Origin of the sequence: Shimia aestuarii (assembly GCF_900114635.1) — a bacterium.
Taxonomy (GTDB): Bacteria; Pseudomonadota; Alphaproteobacteria; order Rhodobacterales; family Rhodobacteraceae; genus Shimia; species Shimia aestuarii.
Genome location: NZ_FOTQ01000002.1, coordinates 74,828 through 91,804, shown reverse-complemented (window position 1 = coordinate 91,804; position 16,977 = coordinate 74,828). Strand labels below are relative to the sequence as shown.

Genomic DNA, 16,977 nt, shown 5'->3' with positions numbered 1-16,977 from the left:
AGATGTACAATTTTGACTTTGAAAAGCCGACATCGGTGGCCGACGCGGTGGCCGCGCTAGCCGGGGAAGATGCGCAGGCGCTGGGCGGGGGGCAGACCCTGATCCCGACGCTCAAGCAGCGCCTCGCCAGCCCGTCCAAGCTGGTCAGCCTCGCAGGGATTGCCGATATCAAGGGTGTCTGCATGAGCGATGACGGACAGGTTTGCGTGGGCGGGGCGACCGTGCATGCGGACGTGGCGGCCAATGCAGGCAGCTACCCGGCGCTGGCAGCGCTCGCGTGCAATATCGGGGACCCGGCGGTGCGGGCACGCGGCACGATTGGCGGCTCGCTGGCCAATAACGACCCGTCGGCCTGTTACCCGTCGGCGGCGCTGGCTTCGGGGGCGACGATCGTCACCAACGCCCGCGAGATCGCGGCGGATGATTACTTCCAGGGCATGTTTGCTACGGCACTGGACGAGGGGGAGATTATCACCGAGGTACGTTTTCCGGTGCCGGAGGCGGCAAACTACCAGAAGTTTGAACAGCCCGCGTCGCGCTTTGCGCTGGTGGGTGTGTTCGTCGCCAGGTTTGCCGATGGTGTCCGTGTGGCCGTGACCGGGGCGTCCGAGGAAGGCGTCTTCCGCTGGAGTGCTGCGGAGGAGGCGCTGTCCGGGAATTTCTCGGCCGATGCGGTGCCCGCGGCGCCGGGTGCGGATGGAATGATTTCCGACCTGCACGGCACGGCGGCCTATCGCGCGCATCTGATTGCGGTGCTGACCAAGCGGGCCGTGGCCGCCTGCGGATAGGTCGGATCGCCTCCGGCGGGAGTATTTTTGGCAAAATGAAGAGGGGGCGTCGTGGTTATGCGGCGCCCCTTCTTTTTCAGGCGGGCTTGCGGGCGATCAGGTCGATCAGGGCGGACATGCCGGAGTGTCCGCGACCTTCCTGCACCTCGCGGTCATATTCCTTGAGGACGAGGATGTCCCAGCCGACAAAGGCGGCGCGCAGGATGACTTCGGTGTACATGTTCTCGGCATTGGGAGGGCCGCCGGTGCCGTAGTCGAGCTGTTCGGGGCGATAGCCGTGGAGCATGACCAGACCGCCGGGTTTGGTGGCGTCTTTCATGCGCTGGAATTGCTGGCGGCGGCCATCGGGGCCGACGAACTGGATGAAGATGCCGGCCACGAGATCATAGGTTCTGGCGGGCCACGGTTCGTTCATGATGTCGCGCTGGAGAAATTCGACCGACACGCCGCGTTCCGAGGCGAGCTTGTGCGCGCGGGCAATGGCGCTCGGGGCGAATTCGAGCGCGGTGACATCCATGCCCTGTTCGGCCATGTAGACCGAGTTGCGCCCCTCTCCGTCCGCCACGGCCAGCGCGGTGGCGCCCTTGATCAGATGATCGCGGTGATCGACCATGAATTGCGCAGGCGCAGTACCGAAGACGTAGTCGGGGGAGGTGGCAAAGCGGTTTTCCCACATGGCATGGTCCTTTCTGAAGGGGGCGAGCCGCCTCAAAAAAGAAACCCCCCGCTTGTTCACGAAGCGAGGGGTTCCCGTATCCGACATTCTGTGTCGGACTTACTTGGACAGGGGGCCGATCATCATGATCATCTGGCGGCCTTCCATCTTGGGCATGTTTTCAACCTTGCCGATTTCCTTGATGTCTTCGGCCACACGTTCGAGCAGTTCGCGCCCGAGGTTCTGGTGGGCCATTTCGCGACCACGGAAGCGCAGGGTGACTTTGACCTTGTCGCCTTTCTCAAGGAATTTGACCACGTTGCGCATCTTCACGTCGTAGTCATGGGTGTCGGTGTTCGGGCGGAACTTGACCTCTTTGACCTCGATGACCTTCTGCTTCTTGCGGGCTTCGGATTCGCGTTTTTGCTGTTCGTACTTGAACTTGCCGAAATCCATGATCTTGCAGACGGGCGGGTTCGCGTTGGGCGAGATCTCGACCAGATCAAGCCCGGCCTCTTCGGCCAGTGCCATGCCTTTGGCAGGGTGGACGACCCCGATATTTTCGCCATCTGCGCCGATCAGGCGGATTTCAGGTGCGCGAATACGTCCGTTGATGCGGGGGCCGGTGTCGCGCTGCGGGGGCGCGTTGTGAGGTCTGCGGGCTATGGTTTTGTTCCTTCAATAGCTGTCGTTGTTCGGGCGGTAATTTATTCGCGGTTTCGTGCCGACACAACAGCCGAATGCGCGATTATGAGCCTAATCGCGCGGCTTTCCCCCTTGTGGGCAGACGAGGGATGGCCACATTGCCGCTACATGTGAGATATGCCCGTCAGGGCGGAGATTGAAAAAAGGAGAATTCCCAGATGAAGTATGTGATTGGGATCGTGGTCGCCGCAGCAGTTGTGGTTGGCGGGTATTTTGCGTTTTTCAAGGCGCCGGAAGAGGTGGCGACACCTGAACCGGAAGTCAGCGCGCCGACCGAAACAACCCCTGTGACAGAGGAAAACCCTGTCGAGCAGGCGGTTGAGGAAGTGGAAGAGGCGGTTGAAGAGGCCGCTGAAGCTGCGAAAGAGGCCGTCGACGAGGCCGTGGATACGGCCAAGGACGCCATGGAAGAGGCTGTCGAGGGCACCGCAGACGCCGTTGAAGGCGCAATGGATACAGCAACCGAGGCCGCCGAAGAGGCATCCGACGCAGCACAGGAAGTTGTGACTGATACCGTCGAGGAAGTCAGCGAACAGGCTTCGGACGCTGTGGATGCTGCGCAGGAACTGATTGACGGGGGCACTGAGGCGGCGACGGATGCGGTCAGCGACATGACCAAATCGCTTGAAGGGGCTGTGGAAGGCGCCGAGCCGAAACTTCCCGACAGCGAAAGCGGCAACTAAGCTGCGTCTGGCGGTTTGCCAGAGACGGACATGTCAGGGGTCGCCCGGATGGGCGGCCCTTTTTTTGCGTCGTGCGCGCTTCTGCGTCGTGGCCCCTGTGCTATGATGTTGCAAGCGGATCGGGGAGTTGGAGACATGACCGGGATGATCGAGGGCGGGTGCCTGTGTGGTGCGACGAGCTTCGAAATCGAAAACGATTTTGCGTTTCTGCTGTTCTGCCACTGTGAGCAGTGCCGCAAGCTGAGCGGTTCTGCGATGGCGGCAAACCTGTTTTCGACGACCCGCACCCTGCGCTGGGTCAGGGGGGAGGCGCACGTGACCAAGTTCCGGCACCCGGACCGCCAGTTTTCTCGCGCGTTCTGCAACCAATGTGGAAGCGCCCTGCCTTTCGAGGGCGCATCGGGGCGGTTCGTGATCGTGCCTGCCGGGGCGCTGGAAGGAGCGCCGCAGGTGACAAAGCGGGCCGAGGTGTTTACCTGTGAGCGTGCGAATTGGGAACTCGGACAGGCGCCAGCAGAGACCTTTGAGGGGTTTCCAACCTATTTCGATACGTGACGCCGAACAGCTGAAGACCATGAAACTGGTCGCGCCGGAAACGGCGGCTTGCCTGTTCTGAGATGGCCTGTCGCACGGATCAGACAAGAAAGGCCATTGAGCACGCTTTGCTTTGGGTTCACGTCAGAGCCGTCTTCGAGGCCGCATATGATCAATCCCGCATGTTGGATGGCTGGTCGCCCTGCGATGTCACTCCGAATCGTCTTCGAAGGTCCCGCCGTCCGAAAACTGCTCTCGGAGCCAGTTTTCGAACAGCAGGACCACCGACCTTTTTGACCTCTTTGATCTGGGGCGCATGAGGTAGTGCCCGTTTGGCGTGGGGACGTCAGCGCCGATTACGGCGACACGCGGTGCGGTTGCGTTTGCCATTTCCACCAAGCGCTTCAAAACAACCGCATAGCCGCCGCCATTCGCGGCCAGCTCAATCGCGGCTGTCATGGTGTCGACGTAGAGTTCTTCAGCATTCTCGGGCAGGGCAAGATCGTGGGCCGCCAAATACCTGATCCAATCGGCTTCCTGCCCCAGAATCCGAATGAATGGGCCCTTCAAAAGCGCCTCGGGGGCAAAGGTGGTCTTTTCCGCCGCCACAGGCCCGATCGGGACCATGACATCATCGGACAAGCGTTCGGAGGCGGTGTCGGTCCAGTCGCCTCTTCCGACACGCAGCTCCACGTCCACGTGGTCAAAACCCGTGGCATCTGTCCAGATGTTCGAAACGAGGCGGACATTAATGTCGGGGTGAGCCAGCTTGAACTTGGGAAGTCGCGGCGCCAGCCAAAGAGCGGAAGTCGAGATCGGTGCCTTGACCGTAATGGTTTCGTTGCGCGTCGCCCCAAACAGGCTGGCCGTGGCCACGTCAATGTCCGCCAAAGCCTGTCGGACCGTTGCAACATAGGCCTGCCCGATATCCGTCAGGGACAGATGGCGCGCCCTGCGGTGAAACAAGCGGCTTCCCAGTTGCTCTTCCAGCGTTCGGATATGGAGGCTGACCGCTGTCTGGGTGAGGCCCAGTTCCGTTGCCGTTGCGGTGAAGTTCAGGTGGCGAGAGGCGGCTTCGAAAGTGCGTAGCCAAGTCAGGTTGATCTTGTTTTTGAGCACAGGCCATCACCAAAAAAAATTGCCGATAACTTCCTGTTTATGTCGCTTTTACTTTGCGGGCAAGTCGTAGAAATCTCGGCCTGACAGGATACCCTTTTTGAGGAAACGCACCATGCCCATGACCCAGCTCAACGACTATGTCGTTCAACAGGACTTTGCGCCAGCAGCCGCAAATGACAATCCAGCAGGCTTTGTTGTCGCGTTGGATGATCAGCCGATTGAAGGGGGATTTGATCCCGCCTTCGGTGACGTGACCTGGCAGACGCTGATTTCACGTGACAGGACACCGTCGAACGGGGTGGTTCTGGGCGTTGCAAACTTTCCCGCGCATGGCGTGTTGCACCTGCATCGCCACACGCCACCCGAATTTTACTTTGGCCTGAGCGGATCGGGCACCGTCATGCTGGACGGGCAGCCCGTTGAAATTTTGCCAGGAGTGGCGGTTTTTATCCCGTCCAACACGGAACATGGCGTGACCGCCGGGCCGGAAGGTTTGGCCTTTGCCTACGGGTTTGGTGAGGATGCCTTTTCCGATATCGAGTACAGGTTTTCCGCTGCCCAGTGACCTCAAGCGGTCAATTGAGATCGGCTCTGCCAAGGCACAGTTGCCCCGCCTGGTGGGCCTCGGTTGGCATCCCAAAAACAAACCCCGGCGACCAAGCCGGGGTTTTTGACGGTTCAGATTTGGGTATCGCTCAATCCAGGAGCGCTTTTTCGACCACGTATTGTTTGGGGGTGCGTTTGCGCGCTGCTGGAGCCTCATGCGCTCGAACGATAGATATGCCTGGGCCGGACCTAGTGGGTTACCTCAAGTTCAAAATAGTCATAGCCTTGTGGCGGATTGGCATCCCACGGCGTGACAATCTTGAACCCAAGCCGCTCATACAGGTGTCTGGCAGGGCCTTGGCGTTCCCCGGTTGTCAGCCTCACAGTGCTGTATCCCTGCGCCACGGCCAATTCGATCACTTTTTTGCAAAGAGCGGATGCAACTCCGCTGGTTCTGAACTGTGGCTCAACAAACATGGACTTTAGCTCGCAATGACTGTCGTCCATTCGATAGATCGCCACAGTACCGGCGGCTTGGCCGTCCATGTAGGCAATGAGCACGTCCCCTTGAGGGGGGCAGTATTCGGTCGGGATTTGCGGCCGGGTTTCGAAGAACCATGACCCGCGGTAGTAGTCTTCAATGGTTTGAAGATCGTCAGAGTAAAGAGATTTGTTCGCCTCATACAAGCCGCGCATGAGGGCTGCAGCATCATCAACTTCCGCCTGTGACCGCGCCTCGACGATATGCATGCGCCATACTCCCTGCAAAGGATGATTGAGGGCATATTAGCACAAAGACAAAGCCCCGATCAAAATCAGCGAGTGTCTGGTTTGTCCCGCCTGGTGGGCGTCGGTTGGTCTCCCAAAAAGAAACCCCGGCGATCAAGCCGGGGTTTCCTAGTGTTTCAGATGTGGGGATTGTTCAATCCAGAAACGCTTTTTCGACCACGTATTGCGCAGGCTTTGAATTGGCGCCTTCTTCGAGGCCAGCGGCCTCGAGCATGTCCTTGAGTTCAAGGTTGAAAGCGAGGTTGCCACAGATCATGGCGCGGTCGTTTTGCGGGCAGAGCGGTTCGACGCCGAGATCCTTGTAAGCTTCGCCCGAGTTGATCAGGTCGGTGATCCGGCCCATCTTGGCGCTCTCTTCGCGGGTGGTGGTCGGGTAGTACTTGATCTTTTTCCAGAAGCCTTCGCCGATCACTTCGTTCAGCAGTTCATCGTCCTTGAGAGAGTCGATGATGTTGCGCCCATAGGTCAGCTCGCCCGCTTCGCGGCAGGTGTGGGTGATGATCACCTCGTCGTAGTCCTCGTAGGTCTGCGGTTCGCGCAGCAGCGAGGCGAAGGGGGCAAAGCCGGTGCCGGTGGCAAAGAACCAGATGCGTTTGCCGGGCAGAAGCGCGTCATGCACCAGCGTGCCGACGGGTTTGGGGCGCAGGATGATTTCGTCGCCCGGTTTGATATGCTGGAGCTTGGAGGTCAGCGGGCCGTCCTGGACCTTGATCGAATAGAATTCCAGTTCCTCGTCCCAGCTGGGCGAGGCGATGGAATAGGCGCGCAGAAGCGGTTTCTGCTTGCCGGTCTTGGGATCGGGATCGCCCATCAGGCCGATCATGACAAATTCGCCTGAGCGGAAACGCAGCGTCGCGGGCCGCGTGCATTTGAAGGAAAACAGGCGGTCGGTATAGTGCTGCACCTCGGTCACGGTTTGCGCGTCGGGCAGGGTGGGTACCTTGGGTACGGCGGTGGCTTGGGCTTCGGTCACTGGTTTTTGCTCGGTCATATCAAAAGGGGCGGGGGAGGCTGTCCCCCATCTATCAGTTCTGCATGGGATTTGAAGGTGTATCTGCGAGATGTCTTTGACATATCGCAAATTGGCTATCTTTGACAGTGGGTAACGGGGCGTCAGTGCTGCCCGCGCATCCGGGACTGGTAGTCATGAGCCTGCCAGTCTGCGCGGAAGACCCATTCGGCCTTGGGTTGGCGCGCGGCCAACTCGTCGGAGATCTCTACCTCGTCAAAGCCACAGCGCCGCGCCATGGCGTATTGATCCGAGATCACATGGCCACGGGCGCGCAGACGGCCCTTGTACCCGCTTAGCCGAAGCTGACGCGCGATGGTGAAGCCGCGCCCGTCGGCGAAGGACGGGAAATCGACGCGGATCATCTCGACACCCGAGAGGTGGGTGAGCAGCTCGGCCGGGTCGAAATCGGAGGGCACATCGAGTGCAACAACGTCGTTGGCGGCTTCGTTCACGGGCACGAAAGGTTTGGTGAAGTCATCGGCCTGAAAGCCGGAATCGGTCACGAGTACAGTCATGTCTTTTCTCCTTGGCGCACCATTTTGCCATTCACGAAATGGATGCCGCATTCTTCCTTGTCCTGACCGCGCCAGCGGCCCGAACGGGGGTCTTCGCCTTCGGCAACCGGGCTGGTGCAGGGGGCGCAGCCGATCGACGGGTACCCCTTGGCCACCATCGGGTGACGGGGCAGGCGGTTTTCTTCCATGTAGGCGCGCACGTCCTCGGGCGCCCAATGGGCCAGCGGGTTGACCTTGATCCGGCCGGTGAAGTCCTCGACTTCGAAGAAATCGAGTGCGGCGCGGGTGCCGGACTGGAACCGCTTGCGCCCGGTGATCCAGCCGTCAAAGTCGCGCAGGGCCTTTTGCAGCGGCCGGGTCTTGCGCAGGGCACAGCAGGAGTCGGTGTCGTGCTGGTGCAGCGTGCCGTCCGGGTCTTCGGCAGCCAGCGTCGCGTCCGAGGCGCGGATGATCTGGATATTCTGCAGATGCAGGCGCTCGGCCAGCTCCTGTTGATAAACCAGCGTTTCGGCAAACAGCATCTCGGTGTCCACGAAGAGCACGGGGATATTGCGATCCACCATGGACGCGAGGTGCAGGAGCACCACCGACTCGGCCCCGAACGAGGACACGAGCGCGATCCTGCCCGCCTGCGGGTCGCGCAAGGCCGCCTCGATCACTGCGGTCGCCGAATGGTGCCGATACCGTGCATTGAGCGCGTCGACCTTGGCCTTGAGCGGATCGGCGGGCAGCTCCGACAGGTTCGCCGCCGTGTTCAGCGGCGAAACCAGGGGGGAAACCGTGTTATGCCGCATTGGCCCGCGCCTCGGGGTAGAGATAGGCCTTGAACGGGGCAAGACCCAGGCGGCGATAGGCGGCGAGGAAGGTTTCCTCGGGGCTTTCGCGCAGTTCGAGATAGCCTTCGACCAGTCGTTCGATTGCCGGAACAATCTCGTCATAGGCAAAGCCGGGGCCGGCGCGTTCACCGATGGCCGCGTCCCACGTGGCGTCGCCGCCCAGCGTGATCTGGTAGTTTTCCACACCCGCGCGGTCGAGGCCCAGAATGCCGATATGGCCGACATGGTGGTGACCGCAGGCGTTGATGCATCCAGAAATCTTGATCTGCAGGTGGCCGATATCGTGCTCCAGCTTGAGTTCGTCAAAGCGGGTCGCGATCTGCTGGGCAACAGGGATCGAACGGGCCGTGGCCAGCGCGCAGTAGTCCATGCCCGGGCAGGCGATGATGTCCGAGATCATGCCGATATTGGCGGTGTGCAGATCGGCGTCGCGCAGGGCGGCATAGATCTCGGGCAGGTCGGATTTGTGCACATGCGGCAGGATCACGTTCTGCTCGTGGCTGATGCGCAGCTCGTCATGGCCGTATTGACGGGCAACGTCCGCAAGCGCACGCATCTGGTCCGAGGTCGCATCGCCGGGGGTCGCGCCATGCTTCTTGAGCGAGACCGTGACAATGGCATAGCCCGGAGCGCGGTGCGCGCTCAGGTTGCTGTCGGCCCAGCTGCGGAACAGCGGGTCAGCGTCATAGGCCCGATTAAAGGCGTCCGTCGGCGCTTCGCGGAAGGCGGGCGCGGCGAAGTGCTGTTCGATCTGGGCCAGAAGCTCTTGATCGAAGCCGCCGAATGTGGGGCGGATTTGCGCGAACCGCGCGTCGACACGGGCGCGGATATCGTCGAGACCATGTTCGTGCACGGTGATCTTGATCCGCGCCTTGTACTTGTTATCGCGGCGGCCGATCTGGTTCCAGACCGAGACAACACTCTCGATATATGCCAGCAGGTCGGCGCTGGGGAGAAAATCACGCAGGACCTTGCCAATCATCGGAGTGCGGCCCAAGCCGCCGCCAACGAGGATCTGATAGCCAGTTTCACCCTCGTCGTTTTTCACGATCCGCACGGCCAGGTCGTGTGCCTTGAGCACGGCGCGGTCATTCTCGGCCCCGGACACGGCGATCTTGAACTTGCGGCCCATGAACTGGAATTCCGGGTGGTCGGTGGACCACTGGCGGATCAGTTCCGCGACAGGCCGCGGGTCTGCGATCTCGTCCGCGGCGGCCCCGGCGAAGTGGTCCGCGGTCACGTTGCGGATGGTGTTGCCGGAGGTCTGGATGGCGTGCAAGTTCACCTCGGCCAGAGCGTCGAGCATGTCCGGCACGTCACTGAGCTTGGGCCAGTTGTACTGGATGTTCTGGCGTGTGGTGAAATGGCCATAGCCCTTGTCCCACTTGTCGGCGAGCAGCGCGAGCTGGTCCATCTGCGCGGATGACAGCGTGCCATAGGGGATGGCGACACGCAGCATGTAGGCGTGCAGCTGCAGGTAAAGACCGTTCATCAGCCGCAGCGGCTTGAACTCGTCCTCGGTCAGGTTGCCGGCGATGCGGCGCTCGACCTGGGCACGGAACTGGCGGTTGCGCTCTGCAAGGAAAGCGGCGTCGAAATCGGTGTACTTATACATGGTTTGCCTCTTCCTGCTTGCCGTGGAAATAGTTCGAGGGGCCGGTGCGGCGGAAATCCTCGCGGAAATGGGTCGGTTCGGGGCCGGTGGTGCCGGGCGTGGCATCGGCGAGATAGACGCCAACCGCTTCGCTGGCGCGTTGCTCGGCTTCGAGATGGCGCAGCTGGGCGTGGGCCTCGTCGGTGATCAGTTCGGCCTTGCACATGTCACGGGTCCAGCTGTCATCTGCGGCAAGATAGATCACGTCGCCCTCGATCAGGGCGTTGGCGGTGATGACTTTGGGCGTGAATGCGCGGGGCATGACCGGACTCCATTGGTTTGACTTGGGTGTAGATATAGGAAATATTCCCCCTATCGCGCCAGATGGTGGGAAAAATAGAAACGTTTGTTCCGGTTGTGTCGCCACGCAGTGCGAATTTCCCGGATAGCTGGAGAAAATGGGATGGCATTGCGGATCGACGAGATGGACCGGAAAATCCTTGGTGAGTTGCAGCGCGATGCGGCGCAATCGCTGGATGAAATTGCCAAGCGAGTGGGGTCTTCGAAGACGCCGGTGTGGAATCGGATTCGTAAGTTGCGCGAAGCCGGGGTGATCCGAAGGCAGACGGTTCTGCTCGATGCCGAGGCGCTCGGGTTCGAGGCTTGTTTCTTTGTTCTGATCCGCACGTCCGAGCATGAAGCGGATTGGCAGGCCAAGTTCCTGCAGGCGCTGCAGGACCGCCCCGAAGTGCTCGAGGCGCACCGGCTGGCGGGGGATATAGACTATATTCTCAAGGTGCAGGTCCAGAACGCACGGGCCTATGACACATTCTATCAGGCGCTGATTTCAGAGGTGAAGGTGCACAACGTGACCGCGCTCTTGTCGATGGAAGAGATCAAGTCGACGACGATGCTGCCGCTTTGATGCGAAGAATCAAGTTAATGCACTGAAAGTGCGTAAGAAACCTGTTCGGCAACACGTCGGTATTGTGTCGGTATTACGTCGGTTTCGGAACTGGAATTCGGCGTCACAGGGCGAAATTAACTTAGCGCACGGTGCAACGGTTAGATTTGAACCATCAGCTTTTCCAGCCCGTGGAAGTGATAGGTGTTCGCATAGCGTGGTGGTTCTGTGAGGCGCAGGTTGGGGCAGCGCTCGAACAGGATCGGCAGGGCAATCTGCATCTCAAGCCGCGCGAGCGGTGCGCCGACGCAGAAATGCAAGCCCCCACCGAAGCTGACATTGGTCTGCACCGGGCGGCGTGGGTTGAAGGCATGTGGGTCCTCCCAAACGCCGGGATCGCGGTTGGCCGCGCCGAGTAGCAGCGCAACCTGATCGCCACGTCGGAAGGTATGGCGGCCGACCTCGATATCTTCATAGGCATAGCGGGTGAACATGTGTAGCGGCGGGTCAAAGCGCAGGATTTCCTCGACCGTGCCGTCGATGGCGTCGGGCGCCAGAAAAGCGCGGTCGATGTTCTGTTCCAGCAGGGTTTTTACGCCATTGCCGAGGGAATGCACCGTGGCCTCGTGGCCCGCATTGAGGATCAGGATGCAGGTGGTGATCAGCTCTTCTGTCGAAAGCTTGTCGCCGGCTTCTTCGGCCTGGATCAGGCGCGTGATCAGGTCGTCCGACGGAGTCTTGCGTCTTGTGTCGATATAGTCCTTGAGGAAGGCGGTGAATTCGCTGGCCGCCTGCGCGGCGGCGTCCTCGTGGGTGCGGGTGCGGCCCGCCATATACATGGCGACCATGGCGTGTGACCAACTCAGGAATTGCGGGGCCATGTCGTCGGGCACGCCGAGAAGGCGGGCAATGGTGATGACCGGCACCTGGTCACAGAACCCGTCGAGCAGGTTGAACGGCTCTGACGGGAAAGTGTCGATCAGGTCGTGACACAGGGCTTCGATGCCCGGGCGCAGATCGGTGATGGCGCGGGTGGTAAAAGCCCGCAGCACGAGGGAACGCAGGCGGGTGTGGCGGGGCGGTTCCAGTTCCAGCATGGAATGGGCCTCGACCGCGTAGAAAGCTTCGAGATGGGGCGGAATCTCGGGTGTCAGTTCCGGCGGCACCTCACGCCCGAAGCGGCGGTCCTTGAAGATCATTGAAACCGTGGCGTTGGAGAGCGCGGCGGGCATGCCGTACTCTTCCCAGAACACCATGGAGCCAAGATCGCGGGCCCGGTCGTAAAAGGCGTAGGGATTTTGCACGAAGGCCGGGTCGGTCGGGGATTGAGTCACACGTTCCATGGCGCCAATTTGCCTGCGTTGTTCAGATTGGCAAGGGGCGTCATCCGATTGCGCGATTACGCGCACCGATTTCGGCAGGGGGCGAGGTGACGTGTCGCGATTTGATGTTGTTGGGGACGACTCGCGGGGCGGAGAATATGAAGGTAGGGTGCGGGCATGAGAACGTGGATACGGCATCGGGCGGCGATTCTGGCGCTTTTCCTTCTGGCATTGGCGGTGGTGGCCGGCGGTGTCTGGCGGTTCGGCTATGGACAGGCGCTGGACCAGCTGGCGCGGCGGGGCGAGGCGGATCTCGCGCTTGCCGCTGACCGCCTGACGGCGCAGCTTCAGCGCTATCAGGAATTGGCGGTGCTGCTGTCCGAGCACCCGTATCTGGTGGCGCTAAGCTGGGGGCAGGGGGATGTCGGAACCGCAAAGGCGCTGCTTTTGGAGGCCGCGGACAAGACGGCTGCGCTTGATCTGGTCTATGCTGCTGCGGACGGGCGCGTGATCACCTCGGCCCATGGGCGTTTCGAGCAGGATGGCCGGATCAACGGGGCGCCCTATTTCGAGCGGGCGCTACAGGGCGCCTTGGGCGCGCACCATGAGGTGGACCCGCGCTTTGGTCGTCGTGCCTTCTATTTCGCCTCACCGAATTTCGGCCCGGACGGACGGGTTTCGGGCGTTCTGATCGTGGTGGTCGATATCGAGAATGTCGAAGAGAACTGGCGCGGGGATCGCCCAGCGGTGTTCTTTGTTGACGATGCTGGGGAGGTGTTCATTTCGAACCGGTCCGAGCTGTTGTTCTGGCAGCGGCGGGGCGGGGACGTGGGCCTTGTTCCGCCCGAAGGCTACGCGCCGCCATTTGTGCAGTTCTTTCGTGCCGGGCACGAATTGTGGCGGCTTGATTGGGGGCCTTACCTGCCGAAACGCGGGATTCATATCGTGCAGGACCTGCCCGTGATCGAGATGCGGGGCGAAGCGCTTGTCGATGTCGCACCGGCGCTTCGGCTGGCCGGGTTGCAGGCGGCGGCCGTGGGGGCGGCGATGATGGTGTTCGGCCTGTTCCTGTGGCAGGCGATCGAGCGGCGGCGGGTGCTGGCCGAAGCGAATGCGGTTCTGGAAGAGCGGGTTGAAGAACGTACGGCGGAGCTGAGCGAGACCAACATTGCCCTGCGCCACGAGATCACCGAACGCGAAGAGGCCGAGGCCGCGCTCAAGAAGGCGCAGGCCGATCTTGTGCAGGCGGGCAAGCTGAGCGCGCTGGGGCAGATGAGTGCCGGGATCAGTCACGAGTTGAACCAGCCCCTGATGGCGATCCAGAGTTTTGCCGAGAATGGCGCGCGGTTCATGGAGCGGGGCAAACCAGAGAAGGCCGAGGAAAATCTCGGGAAAATTGCGCAGATGGCCACGCGCATGGCGCGGATCATCAAGAACCTGCGCGCCTTTGCCCGCAATGAAAGCGAACCGATGGGCAAGGTCGATCTTGTGTCGGTGATCAATCAGGCGGTCGAGTTGACGGAGCCGCGCGTGCGACAGGCGGGTGTGATCCTGCACTGGGACGCGGATCAGGCGCCGCAGGGCGTTTTTGCGCTGGGGGGCGAGGTGCGGCTTGGGCAGGTCTTCGTGAACCTGATCAACAACGCGGTGGACGCGATGGCGGATGCGCCGCGCAAGCAGATTGAGATTTCCCTCGAGGTCGGGCCGCGCCTGTCGGTGGCGGTGCGCGACACGGGGCCGGGCATTGCTGAACCCGACCGCATTTTCGATCCTTTTTACTCGACCAAGGCGGTGGGCAGTTCCGAGGGGATGGGGCTTGGTCTGTCCATTTCCTATGGCCTGGTGCAGAGCTTTGGCGGCAATATACGGGGGACAAACGCGCCCGATGGGGGGGCGGTGTTCACGGTGGAACTTGACTATTGGAAAGAGGACAAGGTGGCATGAGTGCACCCGTTCTGGTGGTGGATGACGATCCGATGGTGCGCGAGGCGCTGACGCAGACGCTGGAGCTGGCGGATTTTCCGGTGATTGCGGCGGGGTCGTTTGTCGAGGCCAAGGATCACATCGTGCCCGGTTTCAAAGGCGTGATCCTGTCGGACATGCGGATGCCGGGGCGGGACGGGTTTCATCTTCTGGATTACACGCAGGGCGTGGATGGCGAGTTGCCGGTGATCCTCTTGACCGGAGAGGGGGACATCCCCATGGCGGTGCGCGCCATGACGCAGGGCGCGTTCGGGTTCCTTGAGAAACCCTGTGCACCTTCGGAATTGACGGCCGTCATCGCGCGGGCACAGAAAGCGCGCGACATGGCGCTGGAGAACCGGGAGATGAAGGCGCAGCTGGAAAGCGGCGATGCGGCGGCGCGTTGGCTTTTCGGGGTGTCCAAGCAGGCCGAGCGGTTGCGTGCGCAGGTTCGCAACGTGGCAAGGATCGGCGCCGAGGTGCTGGTGACTGGCGCGCCGGGGACCGGGATTTCCAAGGTGGCCGAAGTGATCCACCTGTGTTCGCCCCGGAGCACGGGGCCCTTTGGCAAGCATACGGCGGCGGGCATGGTGCCGGAGCGGTTCGCAGAGGTGGTTGAAGAAGCTCAGGGCGGGACCCTGTTTCTGGACGAGATCCAGGCCATGCCGATGGACACCCAGTTTGCGCTGATGGAGATGCTGGAACAGGGCGGGCATCCGCGGCTGATTTTCGGTAGCGCGGCGGAACTTGACAGCGCGGTTGAAACCGGCGCGTTGCATGCCGATCTCTATTACCGCCTGGACGCGCTGCAGGTGCGCATTCCGGCACTTTCCGAGCGACCCGAGGATATTCCGGTACTGTTTCGGCATTACGTGGCGCAGGCCGCCGAACAATCCGGAGTGAAGGCGCCGGAAATCACCCCCGAGGTGATTTCGGGTCTGATGGCGCGGGACTGGCCGGGCAATGCGCGGGCGCTGATGTCGGTGGCGATGCGCTTTGTGCTTGGGCTTCCTGGGGAAGAGACGCAGGGTGGCGGTCAGGGGCTTGCCGAACAGATGGCACAGGTCGAGCGCGCGCTTCTGGTCGAGGCGCTCAGGCGGCATGGCGGGCGCGCGGCGGTCGCCGCAGAGGCGCTCAAGCTGCCGCGCAAGACGATGTATGACAAGCTGGCGAAATACCGGCTGAAGCCCGAGGAGTTTCGTTAGAGCGGCCAGAACACCGGGATCAGTGCAGAGGCGAGCAAGCCGACCGAGAGGTTCAATGGGATACCGATGCGCAGGAAGTCGGTGAAGCGATAGCCGCCGGGACCGTAGACCATCATGTTGGTCTGATAGCCGATGGGCGTGGCAAAGCTGGCCGAGGCGGCAATCATCACGGCAATCACCAGCGGGCGCGGGTCGATCCCAAGGGCGGTGCCCAGCGAGATGGCGAGGGGGGTGATCACAACCGCGACGGCGTTGTTGGAAATCAGCTCGGTCAGGATCGAGGTCAGCAGGTAGAGCGACCAGACGATCAGGAAGGGGGGCATGATCTCGAGCCAGGGTTTGGCAAGATCGACGATCAGCAGCACGGCGCCCGAGGATTCCAGCGCGACGCCAATCGCGAGCATTGAAAAGATCAGCACAAGAAGGCGGCCGTCGACCAGCGAGAAGGCTTCGTCCGCGTCGATGCATCCGGCCAGAAGGACAAAGGCGACGGCGATGATGGCAAGGAACAGGATCGGGGCCACCCCGAGGGCTGCCAAAACGACGATCCCCAAAAGTGCGGCAACCGCCAGCGGCGCATGCGCGCGACGATAGGCGCGGGCGGTGGGCTGGCTGATGTTGACGGCGCCGGCATCGCTGGCAAGACGGGCGAGGTCTTCGGGCGCGCCTTCGAGAAGCAGCGTATCCCCGACCTCGAGCACTTGCTGATCGAGCTGGCCGCTGATGTTGCGGTCACGACGGTGCAGGGCAAGGGGGTAGATACCGTAGCGCCGCCGAAGGCGCAGCTGGCCCATGGATTTACCCAGCAGAGCCGAATTGGGCGCGATCAGCACTTCGACGGTGATGGTCCGGCGCGACGACAATTTGTCCACCTGCCGCACGGTGGGATCACCCTGAAGCCCGAGCAGGTCTTCCATCTGGGTGCGGATCACGACGCGATCCCCGGCCTCAAGCGTGACAGCAGCAAGGTCCCGACGCAGAGAGGCATCGCCGCGCAGCACATCGACAACGCGCATGCCCGCGCCCTTGAAAAGGTCGACTTCGGCAACTTTCTGACTGATCAGTTTGCTGTCATCGGGGATGGCGACCTCGGCGAGGAACTTCTTTTTGGATTGATCGGTAAACAACGCAGCCATGCTCACGCGTTCGGGAAGCAGGCGCGCGCCGACAAGTCGGAGATACACCATGCCCCAGATCACGAGGATGATGGCAAGTGGCGTGACCTCGAAGATGGAAAAGGGTTTCAGGCCGTGGGTGGTGGCAACCCCGGCGACAAGGAGATTGGTCGAGGTGCCCAAGAGGGTCAGCGTGCCCCCAAGGATCGACGCGTATGAGAGCGGGATCAGAAGCTTGCTCGCCGGGAGGTTTAGCTTGCGGGACAGTTGGATAAAGACCGGGATCATCACCAGAACGACAGGCGTGTTGTTGACAAAGGCCGAGGCGATCACGGCAAAGCCGATCAGCACGCCCACGGCCATGGCCGGGTTGCTGTCGGCCCGTTCTTCGGCCAGCTTGGTGAACTTTTCAAGCGCACCGGTACGCACCAGCGCCCCCGCAACGATGAACATCGCGCCGATTGTCCAGGGGGCCGGGTTCGAGAGCGCCCCCAGCGCGGCGCCGTAGGGCAGCACCCCGGTCAAAAGCAGAGCCGCGACCGCACCGAGGGCAACGACTTCGGCAGGCCAGCGTTCGAGAACGAACAGGGTGAACATCGCGAAAAGGATGATCAGCGCAACAATGGCGTCGGAGTGTCCGTTTGTCAGAAAATCGAACATGGGCGAAATCTGTGTCCAAAAAAGAGCGCCTGA

At 61.5% G+C, this 16,977-nt stretch carries 18 protein-coding genes; 7 read left to right on the top strand and 11 right to left on the bottom strand.

Features of this window, described 5'->3' with window-relative positions; genetic code table 11:
- Positions 1-2: 2 nt before the first annotated feature.
- Positions 3-788: an FAD binding domain-containing protein gene (locus BMZ35_RS08150; protein ID WP_093092840.1), complete on the top strand. Its 786-nt coding sequence runs from the start codon at positions 3-5 to the stop codon at positions 786-788.
- A 76-nt stretch (positions 789-864) separates the two neighbouring features.
- Here BMZ35_RS08150 and BMZ35_RS08145 read toward each other — a convergent pair whose 3' ends face one another.
- Together BMZ35_RS08145 and infC are read right to left on the bottom strand one after the other, a co-directional pair.
- Positions 865-1,464 (bottom strand): SAM-dependent methyltransferase, encoded by a 600-nt coding sequence (locus BMZ35_RS08145; RefSeq protein ID WP_093092838.1) that lies wholly within the window; start codon positions 1,462-1,464, stop codon positions 865-867.
- Positions 1,465-1,563: 99 nt separating this feature from the next.
- Entirely contained in the window at positions 1,564-2,022 is a 459-nt protein-coding gene (gene infC, locus BMZ35_RS08140; protein ID WP_341350627.1) for a translation initiation factor IF-3, read from the bottom strand.
- 284 nt (positions 2,023-2,306) lie between these two features.
- On the opposite strand from infC, the gene BMZ35_RS08135 reads away from it, so the two are divergent.
- Positions 2,307-2,831 carry a hypothetical protein gene (locus BMZ35_RS08135; RefSeq protein WP_093092834.1) on the top strand — a complete coding sequence of 175 codons (525 nt, stop codon included), beginning with the start codon at positions 2,307-2,309 and terminating at the stop codon, positions 2,829-2,831.
- 135 nt (positions 2,832-2,966) lie between these two features.
- Complete coding sequence (locus BMZ35_RS08130; protein WP_093093312.1) at positions 2,967-3,386, top strand: GFA family protein; 420 nt, start codon at positions 2,967-2,969, stop codon at positions 3,384-3,386.
- A gap of 189 nt (positions 3,387-3,575) precedes the next feature.
- Here BMZ35_RS08130 and BMZ35_RS08125 read toward each other — a convergent pair whose 3' ends face one another.
- Entirely contained in the window at positions 3,576-4,484 is a 909-nt protein-coding gene (locus BMZ35_RS08125; RefSeq protein ID WP_093092832.1) for a LysR family transcriptional regulator, read from the bottom strand.
- Between the two features lie 112 nt (positions 4,485-4,596).
- Between BMZ35_RS08125 and BMZ35_RS08120 the strand changes: the two genes are divergently transcribed.
- A complete protein-coding gene (locus tag BMZ35_RS08120; RefSeq protein ID WP_093092830.1) occupies positions 4,597-5,049 on the top strand; it encodes a cupin domain-containing protein in 453 nt (150 codons plus the stop codon).
- A gap of 230 nt (positions 5,050-5,279) precedes the next feature.
- Here BMZ35_RS08120 and BMZ35_RS08115 read toward each other — a convergent pair whose 3' ends face one another.
- The 6 genes from BMZ35_RS08115 to BMZ35_RS08090 all read right to left on the bottom strand — a co-directional run bounded on the left by BMZ35_RS08115 (position 5,280) and on the right by BMZ35_RS08090 (position 10,098).
- Positions 5,280-5,780 (bottom strand): GNAT family N-acetyltransferase, encoded by a 501-nt coding sequence (locus BMZ35_RS08115; protein ID WP_093092828.1) that lies wholly within the window; start codon positions 5,778-5,780, stop codon positions 5,280-5,282.
- 172 nt (positions 5,781-5,952) lie between these two features.
- Entirely contained in the window at positions 5,953-6,810 is an 858-nt protein-coding gene (locus BMZ35_RS08110; RefSeq protein ID WP_093092826.1) for a ferredoxin--NADP reductase, read from the bottom strand.
- 122 nt (positions 6,811-6,932) lie between these two features.
- Positions 6,933-7,346 carry a DUF934 domain-containing protein gene (locus BMZ35_RS08105; RefSeq protein ID WP_093092824.1) on the bottom strand — a complete coding sequence of 138 codons (414 nt, stop codon included), beginning with the start codon at positions 7,344-7,346 and terminating at the stop codon, positions 6,933-6,935.
- The gene (locus BMZ35_RS08100; protein WP_093092822.1) at positions 7,343-8,140 is read right to left on the bottom strand and encodes a phosphoadenylyl-sulfate reductase; all 798 of its coding nucleotides are present in this window, start codon (positions 8,138-8,140) and stop codon (positions 7,343-7,345) included. Before BMZ35_RS08100 ends, BMZ35_RS08105 begins: the two co-directional genes overlap by 4 nt.
- Complete coding sequence (locus BMZ35_RS08095) at positions 8,130-9,797, bottom strand: nitrite/sulfite reductase (protein ID WP_093092820.1); 1,668 nt, start codon at positions 9,795-9,797, stop codon at positions 8,130-8,132. Before BMZ35_RS08095 ends, BMZ35_RS08100 begins: the two co-directional genes overlap by 11 nt.
- Positions 9,790-10,098, bottom strand: a complete 309-nt coding sequence (locus BMZ35_RS08090) for a DUF2849 domain-containing protein (protein WP_093092818.1) — start codon at positions 10,096-10,098, stop codon at positions 9,790-9,792. Before BMZ35_RS08090 ends, BMZ35_RS08095 begins: the two co-directional genes overlap by 8 nt.
- Before the next feature lie 141 nt (positions 10,099-10,239).
- Here BMZ35_RS08090 and BMZ35_RS08085 point away from each other — a divergent pair, with 141 nt between their 5' ends.
- A complete protein-coding gene (locus tag BMZ35_RS08085; RefSeq protein ID WP_093092816.1) occupies positions 10,240-10,701 on the top strand; it encodes an Lrp/AsnC family transcriptional regulator in 462 nt (153 codons plus the stop codon).
- Positions 10,702-10,841: 140 nt separating this feature from the next.
- On the opposite strand, the gene BMZ35_RS08080 is transcribed toward BMZ35_RS08085, so the two are convergent.
- A complete protein-coding gene (locus BMZ35_RS08080; protein ID WP_093092814.1) occupies positions 10,842-12,023 on the bottom strand; it encodes a cytochrome P450 in 1,182 nt (393 codons plus the stop codon).
- Positions 12,024-12,179: 156 nt separating this feature from the next.
- Between BMZ35_RS08080 and BMZ35_RS08075 the strand changes: the two genes are divergently transcribed.
- The gene (locus BMZ35_RS08075; protein WP_093092812.1) at positions 12,180-13,946 is read left to right on the top strand and encodes a sensor histidine kinase; all 1,767 of its coding nucleotides are present in this window, start codon (positions 12,180-12,182) and stop codon (positions 13,944-13,946) included.
- Positions 13,943-15,169, top strand: coding sequence for a sigma-54-dependent transcriptional regulator (locus tag BMZ35_RS08070; RefSeq protein ID WP_093092810.1), 1,227 nt, complete (start codon positions 13,943-13,945; stop codon positions 15,167-15,169). Before BMZ35_RS08075 ends, BMZ35_RS08070 begins: the two co-directional genes overlap by 4 nt.
- Here the strand turns inward: BMZ35_RS08070 and BMZ35_RS08065 are convergent.
- Entirely contained in the window at positions 15,166-16,944 is a 1,779-nt protein-coding gene (locus BMZ35_RS08065) for an SLC13 family permease (protein ID WP_093092808.1), read from the bottom strand. The genes BMZ35_RS08070 and BMZ35_RS08065 overlap by 4 nt on opposite strands.
- Positions 16,945-16,977 lie beyond the last annotated feature (33 nt).

Coding starts and splice junctions, on each gene's coding strand:
- BMZ35_RS08070 (WP_093092810.1), top strand. CDS start 13,943: ATGAGTGCACCCGTTCTGGTGGTGGATGACGATCCGATGGTGCGCGAG.
- BMZ35_RS08090 (WP_093092818.1), bottom strand. CDS start 10,098: ATGCCCCGCGCATTCACGCCCAAAGTCATCACCGCCAACGCCCTGATC.
- BMZ35_RS08105 (WP_093092824.1), bottom strand. CDS start 7,346: ATGACTGTACTCGTGACCGATTCCGGCTTTCAGGCCGATGACTTCACC.
- BMZ35_RS08075 (WP_093092812.1), top strand. CDS start 12,180: ATGAGAACGTGGATACGGCATCGGGCGGCGATTCTGGCGCTTTTCCTT.
- BMZ35_RS08135 (WP_093092834.1), top strand. CDS start 2,307: ATGAAGTATGTGATTGGGATCGTGGTCGCCGCAGCAGTTGTGGTTGGC.
- BMZ35_RS08120 (WP_093092830.1), top strand. CDS start 4,597: ATGCCCATGACCCAGCTCAACGACTATGTCGTTCAACAGGACTTTGCG.
- BMZ35_RS08130 (WP_093093312.1), top strand. CDS start 2,967: ATGACCGGGATGATCGAGGGCGGGTGCCTGTGTGGTGCGACGAGCTTC.
- BMZ35_RS08095 (WP_093092820.1), bottom strand. CDS start 9,797: ATGTATAAGTACACCGATTTCGACGCCGCTTTCCTTGCAGAGCGCAAC.
- BMZ35_RS08115 (WP_093092828.1), bottom strand. CDS start 5,780: ATGCATATCGTCGAGGCGCGGTCACAGGCGGAAGTTGATGATGCTGCA.
- BMZ35_RS08150 (WP_093092840.1), top strand. CDS start 3: ATGTACAATTTTGACTTTGAAAAGCCGACATCGGTGGCCGACGCGGTG.
- BMZ35_RS08100 (WP_093092822.1), bottom strand. CDS start 8,140: ATGCGGCATAACACGGTTTCCCCCCTGGTTTCGCCGCTGAACACGGCG.
- BMZ35_RS08065 (WP_093092808.1), bottom strand. CDS start 16,944: ATGTTCGATTTTCTGACAAACGGACACTCCGACGCCATTGTTGCGCTG.
- BMZ35_RS08085 (WP_093092816.1), top strand. CDS start 10,240: ATGGCATTGCGGATCGACGAGATGGACCGGAAAATCCTTGGTGAGTTG.
- BMZ35_RS08080 (WP_093092814.1), bottom strand. CDS start 12,023: ATGGAACGTGTGACTCAATCCCCGACCGACCCGGCCTTCGTGCAAAAT.
- BMZ35_RS08145 (WP_093092838.1), bottom strand. CDS start 1,464: ATGTGGGAAAACCGCTTTGCCACCTCCCCCGACTACGTCTTCGGTACT.
- BMZ35_RS08110 (WP_093092826.1), bottom strand. CDS start 6,810: ATGACCGAGCAAAAACCAGTGACCGAAGCCCAAGCCACCGCCGTACCC.